This window comes from Flagellimonas crocea (assembly GCF_033441595.1).
In the GTDB taxonomy this organism is placed as follows: Bacteria; Bacteroidota; Bacteroidia; order Flavobacteriales; family Flavobacteriaceae; genus Flagellimonas; species Flagellimonas crocea.
Genome location: NZ_JAUZVX010000001.1, coordinates 1116273 through 1133909, shown reverse-complemented (window position 1 = coordinate 1133909; position 17637 = coordinate 1116273). Strand labels below are relative to the sequence as shown.

At 44.3% G+C, this 17637-nt stretch carries 19 protein-coding genes; 17 read left to right on the top strand and 2 right to left on the bottom strand.

Annotation, left to right across the window (positions count from 1 at the left end):
• Nucleotides 1–8 precede the first annotated feature (8 nt).
• Nucleotides 9–935, bottom strand: coding sequence for a helix-turn-helix domain-containing protein (locus SD449_RS05170; RefSeq protein ID WP_318309167.1), 927 nt, complete (start codon nt 933–935; stop codon nt 9–11).
• Between the two features lie 18 nt (nt 936–953).
• Nucleotides 954–1340 carry a DUF7793 family protein gene (locus SD449_RS05165; RefSeq protein ID WP_318309165.1) on the bottom strand — a complete coding sequence of 129 codons (387 nt, stop codon included), beginning with the start codon at nt 1338–1340 and terminating at the stop codon, nt 954–956.
• Nucleotides 1341–1538: 198 nt separating this feature from the next.
• Between SD449_RS05165 and SD449_RS05160 the strand changes: the two genes are divergently transcribed.
• The 17 genes from SD449_RS05160 (at nt 1539) to SD449_RS05080 (ending at nt 17364) form a co-directional block, all read left to right on the top strand.
• Entirely contained in the window at nt 1539–3944 is a 2406-nt protein-coding gene (locus tag SD449_RS05160) for an aminotransferase class I/II-fold pyridoxal phosphate-dependent enzyme (RefSeq protein WP_318309164.1), read from the top strand.
• Nucleotides 3945–3956: 12 nt separating this feature from the next.
• Nucleotides 3957–4796: an RteC domain-containing protein gene (locus tag SD449_RS05155; protein ID WP_166248551.1), complete on the top strand. Its 840-nt coding sequence runs from the start codon at nt 3957–3959 to the stop codon at nt 4794–4796.
• A 284-nt stretch (nt 4797–5080) separates the two neighbouring features.
• A complete protein-coding gene (locus tag SD449_RS05150) occupies nt 5081–5359 on the top strand; it encodes a helix-turn-helix domain-containing protein (protein ID WP_036379020.1) in 279 nt (92 codons plus the stop codon).
• Nucleotides 5310–5900, top strand: coding sequence for a hypothetical protein (locus SD449_RS05145; RefSeq protein ID WP_288933085.1), 591 nt, complete (start codon nt 5310–5312; stop codon nt 5898–5900). Before SD449_RS05150 ends, SD449_RS05145 begins: the two co-directional genes overlap by 50 nt.
• Nucleotides 5897–6559 (top strand): ATPase, encoded by a 663-nt coding sequence (locus SD449_RS05140; protein WP_163636515.1) that lies wholly within the window; start codon nt 5897–5899, stop codon nt 6557–6559. The genes SD449_RS05145 and SD449_RS05140 overlap by 4 nt, the downstream gene beginning before the upstream one ends.
• A 291-nt stretch (nt 6560–6850) precedes the next feature.
• Nucleotides 6851–7138 (top strand): hypothetical protein, encoded by a 288-nt coding sequence (locus SD449_RS05135; protein ID WP_163636516.1) that lies wholly within the window; start codon nt 6851–6853, stop codon nt 7136–7138.
• Nucleotides 7138–7416: a hypothetical protein gene (locus SD449_RS05130; protein WP_163636517.1), complete on the top strand. Its 279-nt coding sequence runs from the start codon at nt 7138–7140 to the stop codon at nt 7414–7416. Before SD449_RS05135 ends, SD449_RS05130 begins: the two co-directional genes overlap by 1 nt.
• On the top strand, nt 7409–9820 hold the full coding sequence (locus SD449_RS05125; RefSeq protein ID WP_318309159.1) for a TraG family conjugative transposon ATPase: 2412 nt from the start codon (nt 7409–7411) through the stop codon (nt 9818–9820). The genes SD449_RS05130 and SD449_RS05125 overlap by 8 nt, the downstream gene beginning before the upstream one ends.
• Nucleotides 9817–10422 (top strand): conjugal transfer protein, encoded by a 606-nt coding sequence (locus tag SD449_RS05120; protein WP_036379007.1) that lies wholly within the window; start codon nt 9817–9819, stop codon nt 10420–10422. The genes SD449_RS05125 and SD449_RS05120 overlap by 4 nt, the downstream gene beginning before the upstream one ends.
• Complete coding sequence (locus SD449_RS05115; protein ID WP_036379004.1) at nt 10422–11261, top strand: hypothetical protein; 840 nt, start codon at nt 10422–10424, stop codon at nt 11259–11261. Before SD449_RS05120 ends, SD449_RS05115 begins: the two co-directional genes overlap by 1 nt.
• 10 nt (nt 11262–11271) lie before the next feature.
• The gene (locus SD449_RS05110; RefSeq protein WP_036379002.1) at nt 11272–11898 is read left to right on the top strand and encodes a conjugal transfer protein TraK; all 627 of its coding nucleotides are present in this window, start codon (nt 11272–11274) and stop codon (nt 11896–11898) included.
• Nucleotides 11879–12811: a conjugative transposon protein TraM gene (gene traM / locus SD449_RS05105; RefSeq protein WP_036379001.1), complete on the top strand. Its 933-nt coding sequence runs from the start codon at nt 11879–11881 to the stop codon at nt 12809–12811. The genes SD449_RS05110 and traM overlap by 20 nt, the downstream gene beginning before the upstream one ends.
• Nucleotides 12808–13593 (top strand): DUF4138 domain-containing protein, encoded by a 786-nt coding sequence (locus SD449_RS05100; protein WP_318309158.1) that lies wholly within the window; start codon nt 12808–12810, stop codon nt 13591–13593. The genes traM and SD449_RS05100 overlap by 4 nt, the downstream gene beginning before the upstream one ends.
• Nucleotides 13594–13932: 339 nt before the next feature.
• Nucleotides 13933–14607, top strand: coding sequence for a response regulator transcription factor (locus SD449_RS05095; RefSeq protein ID WP_036378998.1), 675 nt, complete (start codon nt 13933–13935; stop codon nt 14605–14607).
• Between the two features lie 30 nt (nt 14608–14637).
• On the top strand, nt 14638–16317 hold the full coding sequence (locus tag SD449_RS05090; RefSeq protein WP_226789937.1) for an efflux RND transporter permease subunit: 1680 nt from the start codon (nt 14638–14640) through the stop codon (nt 16315–16317).
• Nucleotides 16318–16331: 14 nt separating this feature from the next.
• Nucleotides 16332–16583 (top strand): patatin-like phospholipase family protein, encoded by a 252-nt coding sequence (locus SD449_RS05085; RefSeq protein WP_081894152.1) that lies wholly within the window; start codon nt 16332–16334, stop codon nt 16581–16583.
• A gap of 7 nt (nt 16584–16590) precedes the next feature.
• On the top strand, nt 16591–17364 hold the full coding sequence (locus tag SD449_RS05080; RefSeq protein ID WP_036378992.1) for a M90 family metallopeptidase: 774 nt from the start codon (nt 16591–16593) through the stop codon (nt 17362–17364).
• The last annotated feature ends 273 nt before the right edge of the window (nt 17365–17637 follow it).

The window sequence follows — 17637 nt, the reverse complement described above, 5'->3', positions numbered from 1 at the left end:
TAAGGATTTTATGACCTTAAATCAGTAGGGGATAGTCCATATTTGTCCTTGAATGCCCTTGAAAAATGGGTTTTGCTCTTAAAGCCGGTCATTTGGATGATTTGCTTTATTGTCAGGGTGCTGTGCTGAATCAGGGTCCTTGCCATTCGAAGTCGTTCCCTGATCAGAAATCTAAAAATGGTCGTACCATAGATCTGTTTGAAGCCATATTTCAGTTTGTACTCGTTGGTGCCCTTTTGACGGGCAAGATCCTGCAAGGTGGGAAGGTCCTTGTCCAGATTGTTGATGATCATGTCATGGACGTCCCTGATGATTTGGATGTCCTCTGGTGTCAACGTGACCTTATGCTCCTTGATGCCCTTGGTTACTTTGAGTTTATTTTTGGGCAGTCCCGTTTCAAAAGGTTCCCCCTTGGAAAAGAAGACGGAGTTCAACAGGGTTTTTTGACCGCTCCCATCCAAGGCCTGGTACACCGATATTTGACAATCCTTGGCCAGCAAAAGACCATCGTTCGTAATGAATTCCAAGAACAATACCGTTTCAGACCGCTCCCGTTTCAAATGTTTTGCCATTTTCTTGTTCCATCTTTCCCGGGACCTTTCGGTCATGAATTCAGAGATATGTTTTCCGAAAAGATCCTTAGGGGGATAGGACAATAGGGAGCAGGTGCCATTGGTGAGCAATTCAATGTGACCATTCCCATCTAAGATCATGGATAGTTGGATGACACATTGTGGGGTGTTGTGTGCGTTTGCAAAACCCTGATGGATAAAGGCCGCCCCTATTTCCTCATTGACCATGTTCAACATGACCACCAAAGAAGCAATATTGTCATTTTTATCGGAAGGCTCAATGGAATAGAAAAAATTGCCCTTGGCCATTTCCAAGAGCATCTTTTGTATCCGTTTTACCCTAAAGTCATCGCTGTTCGGCATATCCTTTCATTAAATTGGTTAGTTTTCATCGGTTTCCTTAATGCCCAAATAGGCCAAGGCCTCCGCTTTTTTGGTAAAGGATCGTGTAGGCACTTTCTGGGAATGGGTGTCCAAATAAATGGAGCTGATCATATCCGTAACCGGTGGATCGATCAAAAAGGCCAGTTTCTCGATCCAAAGGGAACCTTCCAAAGCCAAATAGTCCCTTGCGGCCTTATCGATATTTCTGACTTCCCGTATATCGCATAGCACCGGCATCGATTTACCTTCTTGTAATTCCATCCGATCCTTGACTATGAGTTGTGCCGCCTTACGGTTGATACACGGCACTTTCTTGTAGATAATATGTAAAAGATCATCAGTCAACAGATATATGGCATAGCTGTTTTCATGTGTTTTTTTCATCTCCGGAAAACTGGTTAGCGCAATCAATTTACAAAATTACTGCAATTGATTTTTTTACAGGAGAGCTATTGACGTTAATAAAAGGATTTTGGTTATCTGAAAAGGAGTATTTGTTATCTGAAAGGGATTAAATAGAATAAGTATGATTTATCAACTTACAAAATCCGTTTCTTTTTATCACAAATAATATCAAATAAAATGGCCAAGATCAAACACCACAATTTTTTGAACACTGTACATGAGGTATTCACTGATGCAAAACAAGCTGGGGTATTGCACCTTTATGCCGAAGGAAAGTCTTTTTCAGGAAGGACGATAGAAGTCGGGGGTAGGGAACTGTACCATTTTGGGACCACGGGTTATTTAGGGCTGGAACAGGATTCCAGATTGAAAAAGGCCGCCAAGGAGGCCATTGATAGCTATGGGACGCAATTTCCCTTATCCAAATCCTATATCTCCAATCCGTTATATGAGGAATTGGAAAACTCGATTTCCGAAATGTATGGCTATCCCATTGTCATTACCAAAAACAGTACCCTTGGGCACTTAGGTGTCATTCCAAGTGCCGTGGATGATGACGACGTAATCATTCTGGACCACCAGGTCCATTGGAGTGTACAGAATGCGGCCAAAATGCTAAAAACCCGGAGTGTTCCCATCGAAATGATCCGGCATAACCATTTGGAAATGTTGGAGGACAAGATTAAAAAGTACCAACATTCCAAAGGCAGGATTTGGTATATGGCCGATGGCATTTATTCCATGTACGGGGATTATGCCCCGGTTAAGGAACTGATGGGGTTGGCAAAAAAATATTCCCAATTGCATTTTTATTTCGATGATGTTCATGGCATGAGTTGGGTGGGAAGGAATGGTACCGGATATGTGTTGGACCAATTGGGGGAATTGTCCGAAAATGTATTGCTCTTCGGCACCCTGAGCAAGACTTTTGGGGCCAGTGGTGCAGTATTGGCCTGTTCCAACCCACAACTATATAATAAGATCAAGACCTTTGGTGGACCGTTGACCTTTTCTGCCCAATTGGAACCCGCTTCTGTTGCCGCGGCCATTGCCTCTGCACAGATTCACCTATCATCCGAGATCTATGAGCTTCAGCACGAATTGCGGGAACGCATCGATTATTTCAATGAATGCCTTTCTATAACGGAACTTCCCTTGATCGATCGGAATGAATCCCCGGTGTTCTATATCGGGACCGGTATGCCCAAAACCGGGTACAATTTTGTGAACCGTTTGATGGGGGAGGGCTTCTTTGTCAACCTCGGGATCTTTCCTGCTGTACCTGTAAAGAATACTGGTGTAAGGATTACGATTTCAAGGCATAACCAAAAAATGGAAATCCAAGCATTGGTGGAGGCCATGGAATATCATTTTCCAAAGGCATTGGAAGATACCCAGACCGATGCCCAAAGGGTATTCCACGCCTTTAATATGGAACCAAAGCCCCTAAATGGGCCGAAAGTATCTTCTGAGCTTACCATTGAAGTATTCGATACCATTGACCAAATTGAAAAGGAAGAATGGAACCAAAGATTAGGTGGGCAGGGGGTCTACGATTGGGAGGGGCTGAAGTTTTTGGAAGAGGTATTCCAGGATAACCCAGAGAGGGAACATAACTGGTTGTTCCGATATGTGGTCATCAAGGATGCTGATGGGATACCTGTATTGATGACCTTTCTGACCGTTTCCCTTTGGAAGGACGATATGCTGGCACAAGCACAAATTTCTGCTGCCATTGAGGAGGAAAGGAAAATCGATCCCTACCATTTGTCATCCATGGTCCTGTCCCTAGGTTGCCTGTTCACGGAAGGAGATCACCTGTATTGGAATGCATCACATGCATTGGGCAAGGAAGCGAGGGACACCCTATTGGAAACCATGGAAAAACTGGAACACCAATTTGGGGCCAAGATGACCGTCCTACGGGACTTTGGAGAACATACACCATGGAACGAATCGCTTTACGGTCAGGGATTTTTAAGGGTGCAGATGCCCAACGCCTGTTATGTTGTCCTGGACAAGGTGGATTCCATGGAAGACTATTTGAAACGTTTGTCTTCAAGGAATAGAAGACATTTTCGAAAGGACGTCCAACCCTATCTCGATAGGGCAAAGACCCTAGTTCTTCCTAAGCTATCCAAATCTGAACTTGAACAGGTCAAATCCTTGTTCGGGGAAGTACAGTCCAGAAATTTGGGGCTCAATACCTTTTCCTTTCCGGACTCCCTGTTTGAAAAGATGAACGAAAACCATTTGTGGGAGTTTATTCTCCTTTGTTCATGGGATAAACCTGAAAGGATAGTGGGTGTAATGTTCTGTTATACCAATTTGAACCAGGTCTATGTCCCTGCTTTTGTAGGTATGGATTATGACGGTCTGGAAGAGTTTGCCATTTATCGGCAATTGCTCTACCGGACCATTGAACGGGCCATTGGATTGGGCATTCCCAAAATCGATTTTGGGTTGACCGCTGCCTTTGAGAAACGGAAACTCGGTGCAACGGTCGAGAAAAAATATGCCTATCTCCAGACCAATGACAATTTCATCCTGGAATTGCTCGGAATCATGGAAGGCCAGCATTAATGGAAAAACGTCATGAAATACCAAAAGCTGCTATCAGAATTTGAAGGCCAATTGGATGCCTTGGAAAGCGGGAACGGGGATATTCTTTTCAAAGCGGAAAAGGGTATCGTACTTGTGGAGAAGAGCATCCGTAAACTCCAAAAACAGATTACCGGCAAGACCTTCGAGACCCAAGCGGACGAAATCTACTTCTTTAAGCACGTCAAGCCCCAAATCTTTAGCAAGCTGATCTATTATGTCAAACTGTTCAATATCGAGAGCAAGCGGCCTAGGGGAAATGATGCGGCACAGATCAAGTACCTACAACTTCAGATCGACAAGTTCCAGACCTTTTTTAACGATAATCTGGAGTTTTATAATTATTACCGTCGTGGGGCCATGTCCCTCGACGAGCAGTATTTCGTTCGGGGTAACCGAGATCTCAGGTTGCCCCTTGAATCCTTCCACTTTTTGATCGATGACCAGTTTTCCACCTGTCAGGATGGTACCGTGGCCACGATCATGGCCTATGACATGCTCATCGTGTACCTGAGAAAGGAGGTGGATGACCTACAAAACAATTTAGAACCCCAAAAGAACATGACCATGGAAAAACCTTCAAAACTCTTCTGGACCGGAAACAAGACCGATTTGATCGAACTTTTATATGCACTCCAATCCAGCAAATGCATCAATAGCGGTACCACGGACATCAAGGAGTTGGCCTCGCATTTTGAACATTTTTACAATGTGGACCTCGGTAACTACTACCACACTTTTATTGATATCCGGTCCCGAAAGACCAGTAAGACCCGCTTTTTGGACAAGCTCATTGAGATGCTCAACCAACGGATGGATTCCCTGGATGAATGAGTTTTAGTTTTTCCCAAGTTGGTACCAACTTGGGAATTTGCATTTTGATGGGCCATAGTGCCAGGATTATGGGTTTTCTGAGGTTTCCAATAGGTTTACAAAGGTCAAATTCAACCAAATACCATCAAATCCTATGCATTGAAAAAAACACCCACCTTGGTACCAACTTGGGAAGTTTTTTCAATTTTGTTTTTGAGTTTTGTCCCAGAAAGTCAAATCAGTGGATGGGTCACCAAATGACATAAAAATCATGCAGTGGCCCTTCCTATTAAATCACAAAACACATGGGAGCGACCATCATTACCACCGAAGATTTAAGGGAGTTCAAGATAGAACTGTTGGAGGACATCAAGGACCTTTTGCAGAACGAAAAGGGACAACGCAACAAAAAATGGCTCAAATCAAATGAGGTGCGGGACCTCTTGGGCATATCCCCGGGCACCCTTCAAAACCTAAGGATCAATGGGACCCTGCCCTATACAAAGATAGGAGGGGTGCTCTATTACGAATACCATGAGATCATGGAAGTACTGGAGCAGAACAAGGTCCATAACCGCATCTAAGATGGAGGACATCAATTATATCAAACACCTGAACGGGGTGTTTGTCCAGTTTGCCAAGGACAACCGGTTGAACCCGACCCATATCAGCCTGTACATCGGACTGTTCCAATTATGGAACCAAAATTATTTTGTGGCCGAGTTCTTTATCAGTAGGGAAGAGGCCATGGCTTATGCCAAGATCGGGTCCAAATCGACTTATCACCGTTGCATCCGCGAGCTCAGTCACTGGAACTATATTCTGTATACTCCATCCCATAACCCCTACAAGGGCAGCCGGATCAAGATGTTCGATTTTGGGACAAGTACTGGACAAGCTATGGACAACCACCGTACCAAATTCGGGACAAGCAATGGACAAGCATTGGTACCTATAAACAAACATATACAAACAACTAAAAACAATACAAACGGGAAGAAACAAAAGAAAATGAAAAAGAAAGTTTTTGAGATCGAAGAAAACAATGCCAAACGCACCCCCACTGTCCCATATCTGGACAACTTGCGGACCAGCAAAGACAAGGACTACAATGAGCCGTTATGAATTTTAAGGCCCCACATATCATCACCGAAGGTGACATAAGTTATGAACTGGGCTCCCTGAAGGGCAGGGAGATCAAATACGATTTCGAGAAGATACTGGTCTATCTCGATGCCAAGGGAAAACTCCTGTTCGGCAAAAAGTTCAGGATCCATAGGGAGGACCGGGAAATGCTGTACAAGCTCAGTCTCTACTTTATCCGGGACAGGGAACGTTGCAAACAGTTGGGCATCGATGTGGATAAGGGCCTTCTCCTTTCAGGTCCGGTAGGCTGTGGGAAGACCAGTTTGATGAAACTGTTCAAGTTCATGGTGCCCCACCAAAGGCCTTATGAAGTCATTCCCTCCAGGAACATTGTCTTTGGCTTCAACCATTTGGGCTATAAGATTATTGGGGACTATGGAAACACCCAATCCTTTTGTTTTGACGACCTGGGTGTGGAACCTGATGGGGTCCATTTTGGAAAGGAGTGCAATGTCATGGGGGAGATCTTATTGTCCCGCTATGAGCTGTTCACTGACCATAAGATCAAGACCCATGCCACCACCAATCTCAATGCACAGGAACTCGAATTAAGGTATGGGAACCGAGTAAGGTCAAGAATGCGGGAACTCTTTAACCTAGTGGGATTCGATAAGGACAGTAAGGACAAAAGAAAATAAGGTTTTGTGGCGGTGTAGTATGTAGCTTTGAATTTTGGCGAATTGCAACACTTTTTGATGGGCCGATCAGCCACTTTTGACGTTTTTGGGCTGGAGGGATTGGAACCAGATGGCACTTATCAACAGGGAGTGTTCGCTTTTTCATTAAATCTGCATGGATTCCAGACCAATTGAACCTGTTTCAATGCAACTATAATGATATTCACAAATAACTGATTATCAATTATTTGTGATGTGTATTCCATTAATTTTCACATATCAATAATCGTCTAACCCTTAAACGTTTACGATATGCGAAAATCTTTCTTCATCACCTTAATGTTGCTTTTTACCTCCAGTGCCCTTTTGGCCCAGATCGGGGGTATTGAGGATTCGGTCAACGATATTTCAGACACCATTCGGGCCATATTTCCCATCATATTGGGGGTCATCTTTTTAGTGGGCTTCCTTTTTAATGCCGGACATTTCTTTGGAGAGAATGCTGACCTAAAAAGGGGCATTACCCGGGTCTTGGTCTTTGTGTTGATTGCCGGGGCCGTTGTGGGCATCTTTACCTATCTCATCGGAATTGTGGTCTGATGAAACAGTTCGAGGTCTATAGAAATATACGAAAACGGGCCATGATCATGGGACTGTCCATTTCCCTGTTTGCCTTGATGATGGTTGCTGTCATCGGTTCGCTTTTGATCATCATTTTTTCTTTTCATTTTGGTGTCATCGTGTGCCTACTGCTCTTCAATGCCCTGCTCTATGGGGCATTGTTGCAGTGGGTGAAGAAACCCTTCCAATTCAAGGTAGTGCAAACCTTTCCCAAGATTATAAGCCTCAAACAATTGAATCCCATTGACTATGTCTAAGCTCAATTTCAATGCATATCACCCAATCCTGGATATCCAGAACCATGTGGTTTTTGGGAGCAATGGCGATGTGGTGTTGTGTTATCAAGTGGAATTACCTGAGATATACTCCCTTTCTGAGACGGATTTTGAGGAGCTGCACGGGATGTGGTTCCAGGCCTTTAAATCCTTGCCCGTGGGTGCTATTATCCATAAGCAGGATAGGTATCAAAAGAAAGGTTATGATGCTAGGAACCTTCCAAAGGAAACCTTTCTGGCCAAGGCCACCCATGATTATTTTGTGGGTAGGGAGCATTTGGACCATCAGAGTTATCTCTTCTTTGTACTTCCTCTTGATAAAGCCCTTAATGCCACCAAATATGTCAATCCCTTTCGAAAAGTAGAGAAAGGGTTGCACCGGAAACTGGATGTGCAGGTAGCGGAATTTGTGACCGCCGTCAACGATGCGGTATCCTATATCAACAACTCCAAAAGCGTGTCCATGGTACCCATGGAACCTGAAGCCATATTGGAGCATACCCATGCTTATTTCAATGGATACAATCTTGATTTTGATACGGATATCCAGTTTGGGAAAGGCCCCATAGAAATTGGTGACCATTATTTTGATGTGATGGCCATCAACCATGAAGAATGTTTTGGAGAAACCGTGCAAAGCAGTGTGCCCAACGGGAAATTCAGTTCGGACGGATTCAGTTTTCATAAAGGTTTTTTGGACGGTCTGGGACTGGAATTGGGGGAGAACCATATCATCAACCAAATCCTATATCTAGATGATACCCATCAATGGCGCAAACGATTGGATAAAAAAATTGAGGAACTCTCCAAGAGCTCCAATTTTGGTTCCCAGAACAAAGTGGTCCGCAACAAGGTCCAACATATCTTGGACAGGATCAATGGGGATGATACCGCACGAATAATTCGTGGCCATGTGAATATTGTTTATTGGCATACGGAAGTTGGGGTGTTGAAGCGAATTGCTTCTGGCATCAAGGCGCAATTGAAGGAACTGGATATACGACCCTATCATCCCCATGGGGAGGAGCGCAAACATTATTTTTTGAACTCCTATCCCAGTTATGCTTCCAACTTTTCCAATGAAGATCTTTTTGTGATGGACCTGAAGGCAGCCCTTTGTCTGTATATCAACAATACCAATTATCGCTCTGATGAAACAGGAATCGTTTTTAATGATAGACAGTACAATATTCCTGTGGTCAAGGATGTATGGGACGAGGGGAAAAGGCGTATCAAGGCCCGGAACTTTGCCATTTTTGCCCCGACAGGAGAAGGGAAATCCTTCTTGGCCAATAATATCCTACGTCAATACTTTGAGGCGGATGTACGACTGGTCATTATCGATTTAGGGGGTTCTTATGCCAAATTTGCCCAATTGTATCCCGATGATCACGTGGTCCTTCGCTATGAGCAAGGCAAGAATTTGGGTATTAATCCCTTTTATATCGCCGATCCGTCCGATTTGACCCCTGAACGACTGGAAGATCTGGCCCTCTTTCTTTTGGAGCTCTTGGCTGAAAACCAGGTGACCAAATCCAAGGAAGTGGCCTTGAAAAAAGTGTTGTTGCACTATTATGATGCTGTCAGGGCGGGGCATTCCTTGGCTTCCCTATATCAGTTTGTTGATAAGCACAAGGATACCTTGATCGAGGAGACCCGAGTTCATGAATCCGATTTCAATGTCTATGGATTTTTGCACATTCTTTCCGAATATGTGGATGGGGGACTGTACAGTTTTCTGTTCCATGTGGCAGAAGACCAGACCTATAAAATTGAGGACAAGCGTTTAATTGTCTTTGAGTTGGACGAGGTGCGCGACAATAGGGAAATCCTGTCCGTAATGCTCAAATTGATCAAGTCGGCCATCCAACGCACCATTTGGCGAAACCGTTCGGAAAGGGGCATTATTCTTTTCGATGAGTTTGCCAAGCAGCTTAAATTTCCCCATGTATTGGAGAGTGTGGAGTTCTATTACCAGGCCATCCGAAAACAGAACGGGGCCATTGGGATCATCCTGCAATCCATCAACCAGTTACCTGAAAATGCCACTTCGGCAAGTATCCTGGAGAATACCCAAGTAATTTATAGCCTGCGGAACGAGAAGGGCTATCATGAATTGGTTAGACGGTTGCACCTCTCCAACCATGATCTCAATCAATTAAAGTCCCTTAGAAACAATCTTACTGGGGAACGCAAATACACCGAGATCTTTGTCAAGATCGGGAAGGAAAGCAATGTCTTTCGCTTGGAGGTACCCCCAGAGGTCTATGCGGCCTATCTCACCGATGGGATGGAACATGGTCAGATCATGGAACTCTTTGCACAGTTCGGGGATATGGAACGGGCCATTACGGAATTTATAAATCAACAAAAGAAAATGATATGAAAATAGATTGGAAACAAACCTTATGGAACAATCCCCGATTGTGGATCTTGGCGCTGATCTTGGCCATTTCCTTGTCCGGCCGTGCTACGGCCCAGGGGATGCCGGTGTATGACAACACGAACTTTATCAGTATGACGAAGTCCTTGTTGGAATCGGCCAAACAGACCTCTGAACTGCTAAAGACCGTGGAGTTTTTAAAGGAACAGAAGGACAATATTGTCAAGGTCAATAACACCATCAAACAACTGAAGGCGCTTCGGGAATTGGCACGTAACAACGAGATTTTATTTCGAACGGTACAGAACGATCTTCGTGATATTCTGAACTCCCCCTATATCAAGGCGGGGGAAGTGGAACAGGTATCCAAAGCCTTTGAGCAGATCATGGATACGGCCATTGATGACCTGGATTTTGTATACCAGATCTTGTCTAGTGATTTTTTGAAGATGACCGATGCGGAGCGTACCGCCATTTTGATGGAAAAGAAAGTCCAGTCCCAGGAAATGGTGGCCGAGCTTGAGGTCAAGACCCGTCGCTATCGAGAGATCATCTCCTTTCGGAGGATGCAGGATATTATCAATAATCGGGAAACGGAATACTGATGGCGGGATACTTTTTGGGCATAGGATTGGAATATGTGGATGCGGTCTTTCAGACCATCAAGGACAGTGATTTCTCCCAATATACCATTGTGGGGATGAAGACCTTGGCCGTCCTGTTCTTTTTGATAAATATATTGAAGAAATACAATGAGGGCATCGCCACCATCGATGGCCATACCTGGGGATTGACCCCAACGGAACTGGCCAAGAATTTTTTGGTGGTGCTGCTGGTCATTTTCTCCACAGAGGTATTGGGAGTCTTCGATGGCATTTTGGTGGCCATTGAGGTCCAATACCGGGACACGGCTCCGGCACTCCTCCCATTGCAGCTGCAGGATGTAGATCTGGAACGGGATGTGGGTGCCTTGGAAGCCGCCAAAAAGGCCATGGCACTGTTGTATGAGGCCCTGGTGACCCCTTTGTACGGTTTGAAGGTCTTGGCCTTTATCATCGGGGTCATTCTTTGGTTGATGGACCTGTTCATCTATCCTTTGTTCCTTGCGGAGCGGTATTTCCTGTTGGGAATCCTACAGGCCTTTTTTCCCTTGGTCATCAGTTTGGCCGTCTTTGAGAAATTCAGGCCCTTGGCCTATCAGTTTTTTAAGTTGTATGCAGCTGTATATATGCTGGTGCCCGCCTTCTTTTTGGTCAATGTCTTCGTCAACAACCTTTATACGGAGATCAGTACCAACTTCTGGGGGAACCTCTTTGGTTTTGATTTTGGGAGTGAATTCTTTGCCCCGATCATTGAACTCGGGACCATTGGCTTTATTGTCTTGCTCAAATTTAAATTGTACCGAAGGGCGACCAGTTTTACCCTTCGATTGTTCACCGGTTAAATTGAAGTCTATGAAAACACCTTTTAAAAGTATTGTTCATGTGCTGCGGCTCAACCGTTTTGTGGTTCTTGCCGTGGTTATCGCCTCGGTTTTGGTCTGTATGGTTGCTATGGTCCTAGTGGGCAGGATATACCGTGAATCGTTGAACGGGGCCTTCGTGGTCAATGGGGAAGGGGAGGTCATACCGCTTTCCTGGGCCGAACAACGGGATCATCTGGAAGTGGAGGCCCTGGCCCATTTGGAACAGTTTCATAGGTGGTTTTATGGGGTGGATGCCGGCAGTTATGAGAAGAACATGGAAAGGGCCCTTTGGTTGGGCAATGCCTCCGTTGGTGCTGTCTTTCAACAGAAAAAGGCAGACGGTTTCTATAACCGGTTGTTGCAATATTCCCTTGTGCAAGAGGTCATCCGAATCGATACAGAGCTGGATTGGGATGGGTCTTCCTTTGCGTTTAGGACCCAATTGCATATACGGATCAATCGGGGAACCGTCACCGATACCTATGAACTGGTGACCTCGGGACATTTGATCCAGGTGGAACGGAATTTTCCCCATAATCCTCATGGATTGTTGATCACTGATTTTTTTGAAAACTCACTTCGTAAACTAGAAACTCATGAAAACACAGAAGAATAAAATAGTTTTTGTGCTGGTACTGGCATGTATGGTACTCTTTATCACCATATATAGCATCGTCACTTTTGGTAAGCCAAAAAAGGAAAGCCTTGATGTAGGGAGGATCCCCATGCCGGATCTGGAGGACACTTCGGTGGAGTTTGAAACCAAACTGGAAGCCGTGGAAGCCATCAAGGTGGAAAAACAATCCACGGCACCCCAAGTGTATCCCGACCACATGGTGGATGATAAAGGGTATTTCAATCCCGATTATATGGAATATGAAAAGCAGCGTATCATAGACAGCGTCTATGATATCAATGCCTTTACTGCAAAAAAAAATTCTGTATCGGATGCAGGTGTAATGCCCAAGTTGGGGACTGTAAAGAAGGTAAAGGTAGACGATGAAAAGTTGACAATGGGTTCCCCAAGGACGGAAACGGAGCTAGGATTGGTACATCAACTGTTCTTTGCCTCCAATCCAAAAAGGAACCGTTCCGATGGAAATTTACCAACTACTGCTGTGGCCAAGGTGTATGTGGATGGGGACCAGACCCTTCGGGATGGACAACGATTGGACTTGCGACTCGCCCATGACTATGTTGTGGATGGGAAAAGGATGCCAGGAGGTACCCGCCTCTATGGCTTTGTAAAGATAAGGCCCAACCGGGTGATGGTGGAACTTACCCGATTGGGGACAACCCTTATGGATATGCAAGCCTATGATGCCCAGGATGGGCAGGAAGGGATTTATGTGAAGAACCATCTGCGGGGTGAAGTGGTGGATCGGTCTTTGGATGAGGGCCTTGGAGAGATCAATGTGCCGGGTGTGCCCCAGTTCAATGGGATCAAACGCATATTTCAGCGTGATCAACGTACCGTTAAAGTTCAGATTTCCGACCATTATCAATTTTTCTTAATACCTAGATCATGAAAACACTAAACGTCATCATTGCAGTAATGCTAATGGCCTATGGGCACACCGTATCGGGCCAAAAGGTTTTGGACACCATCCAAGCCAATTCACAAATGAACGTGGCCCTCTTTTTTCCCAGTCCCATCAAACAGGCTATAACGGGAAACACTAAAGCGATCTTTACCTATAACCGGGAAGAAGCTCAATATTTTGGGCTATTGCAGGCCACAGCCAACACCATTACCAACCTTTTGGTGGTCACCATGGACGGACAAGCATATGAATTTAAGGTGGCCTATAGGGAAAACGTTGCCCAAACCCATTTTTTTGTGGACAAGGCGCACAGCATTGGTCCAGTACAGCCATTACCTGGTAAAAAAGGGGATTCCTTGGCTTCCCACACAGCTCGATTTCCTCTTTTAAGTGGATTGCTATCAAGTGATGGAAATGGTGCCTTGGCATCGGTGCGAAGAAAGGGAATCCGATTGCGGTTGAAAAGGTTGGTCTACCGAAACGCTCAAGTATTTATGGTCGTAGAGGTGCACAACCGATCAGGCATTGATTTTGAAGTAGGCACCCTTGAGGCCCTAAGGATAAATGGCAGCTTGAAACGGAGATCCTCGTATCAAGAAACCAGGTTGGAACCCCACTATATCTTTGAACGACCCAAAATTATTAAAACCGGGACTTCCCAACGATTTGTACTTGTGCTACCCAAATTTGTCCTATCCCATAAGGAGCATCTAAGACTGATTCTCTTGGAAAGCCGTGGAGGCAGAAGGTTGGAGCTCAACTATTGACCTATCGATAAAGAGAAGTGGAATCCCTTATAGGGTATATAATTTAACATGAAAACAAAATTTTGCCATAACAAAGGTTATAGTGTTGGCCAAGAAAGGAAATGAAATAGGAATGGTACACCTCAGGAAAAATGGAACTGGCTTCCAGCTGTATTAAAAGCATTGGCACATCAGCATATCATTGTCATCCAACCGTCCGATTCAAGTCATGGATAGTTTGTTAGTGAAGGAATGAAAGGGACATCAGTCGCAACAACCTGATCCATTGCTGGAAGTGTAGATGGCGACTTTAGAATTCCTAAAGATTTGAGATCTATTTTTATACCATAAATTTATGGTATGAAGATCCTTATTGCAGAAGACGAGACCGAACTCCAGAAATCCATTGCCACCTATTTGGAAAGGGATGGCAATGTCTGTGAAATGGCTTCAGACTACCACGAGGCCCTCTATAAGATTGACCTCTATGAATATGATCTGTTGGTCCTGGACATCAACCTGATCACCGGTAGTGGATTGGATATCCTAAAACTGTTGAAGCGCAACCGTTCGGAGACCCCGACCATCATCATCTCCGCCAACAATTCCTTGGACGATAAACTGGAAGGATTGGATCTGGGTGCCGATGACTATTTGACCAAACCCTTTCATTTGGCCGAACTCAATTCGAGGATAAAGGCGGTTTTGAGAAGGGGCAAGTTTGGGGGCAATGACCGTTTGGAGTTCCACGAGATTTCCATTGATACGCGCTCTAGGACCGCTTATGTCAATGAGCAAGCCCTTTCCTTGACCCGTAAGGAATTCGATCTCTTGCTTTTTTTTGTCACCAATAAGGGACGGGTGCTTTCCAAAGAGATCATCGCCGAACATTTATGGGGGGATCATAGCGATCTTGCGGATAATTTTGATTTTATTTATGTCCATATCAACAACCTGCGCAAAAAATTGACCGAAGCAGGGGCCAAGTATATCAAAACGGCCTACGGAAGTGGGTATAAGTTCGTGGAAGAGTGATCTATGGGGGATACCTTGAAAAAAATACGATTGATCAGAAAGACCTCCAAAACTTTTTTGGGGATCAGTGCCCTGTTGATGTTGGTCAGTACGGTGGCCCTTTATTTCTATCTGAGGAACCTGCTCCAGTCTGAAGTGGAGGAAGAGCTCCGTTCGACAGAGGCACGGATCGAAAGTTCCCTGATCGAAAATCCGGAGCCTTTTCAATTGTCCCCGGTGGTCGAGATCCAAAAGGTATCCCGGTTGGGCAATGAGGTGCTAAAGGATACCATCATCTATGATCCCTCACAAGATGAAATGGAAGAGTTCAGGGAACTGTCCACCTTCTCCGCCATCAATGGTGAAAATTATAGGATCACGGTCCGCGCACTTGTGGTGGAATCGGAGAATATCCTGATCGCCGTGGTCATTTCCTATTTGGTGATCATCCTTTTGGTATTCCTGTTCCTGTTTTATGTGAATCGTTCGAGGAACCAAAAACTGTGGACCCCTTTTTTCCACAACCTGGAGCAAATGAAACGGTTTTCGCTCAGCTCCGATGCTCCCATCGCCCTGATGGACAGTGGAATCCTGGAGTTCTCCGAATTGAATTCAGAGATCAAGATCTTGACCAATAAGGTCCGTTCGGATTATCGGAACCTGAAACAATATACGGAGGATGTATCCCATGAGATGCAGACCCCCTTGGCCATTATACAGGCAAAGATCGAGAACGTGATCAATATGGAGGAACCATTGGACGACCAGCAGTTCGAACAACTCACTTCCATCCAAAGGGATATACAGCGACTCTCCCAAATGACCAAGCGCTTGACCTTGTTGACCAAGATCGAGAACAACCAGTTCGCCAATATCGAGCAACTGGAAACCCAGATCCAAGGGGTGGTCATCAGTAGTATAATTGAAAGGGAGCAGGTAGTGAATATCCGGTTGGTATTTCCCGGCACCAACACCAATTCGGTTTCCGATATCCAACAAATGACCCTGCAATTGCCCAGTGGGGATATTGTACCCTTACAAAAAGTGGCGAAAATTGAAATAGGGAAGGGAGTGGCAGAGATCAATCGGGAAAACCAAAAATCCATAGGGGTCGTTACGGCTCGCTTGAACAACAGGGACCTTGGGTCTACCTTGACCGATATCCGAAACAATCTGTCCACGAAGATCAGCCTTCCCCCGGGGTATCATATTGAATATGGAGGGGAATACCAGCAACAACAACAGGCTTTTAAGGAATTGATGCTCATTTTGATTGCCGCGGTACTGTTGGTCTTTACCGTCATATTGTTTCTGTTCAGAAAGATCAAGATTGCTCTTGCCATCATATTCATTGCCATTTTAGGGGTTGCAGGTTGTCTGTTGAGTCTATTATTGACAGGAACACCTTTGAATGTAGGAAGTTACACAGGTATCATTATGATAGTTGGGATTATCGGGGAGAATGCCATTTTTACCTATCAACAGTACCAAGAATGTGATGTTTCGTTATCACACCCACAAAAGATCGAATATTCCATAGCGCAACGATTGCGGCCCAAATTAATGACAGCCACTGCCGCAATCATGGCCTTGATCCCCTTGGCCCTGGGTATCGGAGCAGGGGCCCAGTTGCACCAGCCCTTGGCGATTGCCGTCATCGGAGGGTTGGTCTTCGCATTGCCATTGTTATTGGTGGTACTTCCAATTATACTTAAATTGTTGAAGGAGTAAAAACAATTTAAAAGATGCCATTGATTGGAATTGCTTTGTCAGGAGGAGGTGCAAGGGGAGCTGCCCATATAGGGGTCCTTCAGGCCCTTAACGACCACGGGATATTTCCGGAAGATGTTTCCGGATCCAGTGCGGGAAGTATCATCGCGGCATTGTACTGGTTTGGATATACCCCGTTGGAGATTCTAGACCTGTCGCACAAAAAGGAGTTTTTGAAGATCTTTAAATTGGGAATCTTCAATAAGAGATTCACTTTACTGAAGTAACACAAATATGATTTATGTTTTTGTATTAATAGTTATTCTTCTATTTTTTGTTTATAACTATAGAAAGTCGCAACGGCGTAAACCTCGGCCTTTTCCTGGTCACTGGCATGAGCTGGCAATGGCTTATGTGGTTTACTACCGAAATCTTCCTGGAAACAAGCAAATGCTATTTCAACGCAGAATGATGGAATTTCTAAGTGAAGTCTACATTGAAGGTGTGCGATTGGAATTACAAGATCTTGATAAGGTTTTGATTGCGGCAAGTGCAATTATACCTGTTTTTGGATTTGAAGAGTGGCATTATACCAATTTAAGTGGAATCTTGTTATATCCCGATTACTTCAATGCGGACATGCAATTCAATGGTAAGGCAAAAACACGGAATATTGGTGGAATTGTTGGTAACGGACGTTTTGAAAAACAGATGATATTATCAAAAAAGGCATTATACCATGGTTTTGTGAACCAAAGTGATAAAAGCAATACCGGCATACACGAATTTGTACACCTTTTAGATAAGCTTGATGATTTTGCAGATGGTATTCCGGAAAGATTATTAGAGCATCAATATACCATACCTTGGATAAATTTGATCCATAAGGAAATGGAAGCGATAAACAGTGACCATTCTGATATTCGAAAATATGGTGGAACAAACGCTGTTGAATTTTTTGCAGTTGCTTCAGAGTATTTTTTTGAACGTCCAGATTTACTCAAAAAAAAACATCCAGAACTTTATAACATGTTGGTTGTGTGCTTTATGCAGAATCCTGAGGCCTGAATTCATAATTGAATTATATCATTTGCAATTGATCAATTTTAAAAGCTGATTCGTAGATGCCCCAATCTTTTTATGCTTACCTCCCAAACCAGGATCGTTTAATAGTATAATAACCTTAATTTTAAGCAGCAAGGGCAAATGTGATTAACAGTTAAGAGTGATTTCTCTAAATTTTGCGTGAATTTGGGTTCTGTTTGTGGTTATGAATCCTTTCAGGAGATAATAGGTCAGATTTGGTGTCGGGATCCAATATAATGTTCCGATCTATTGCTT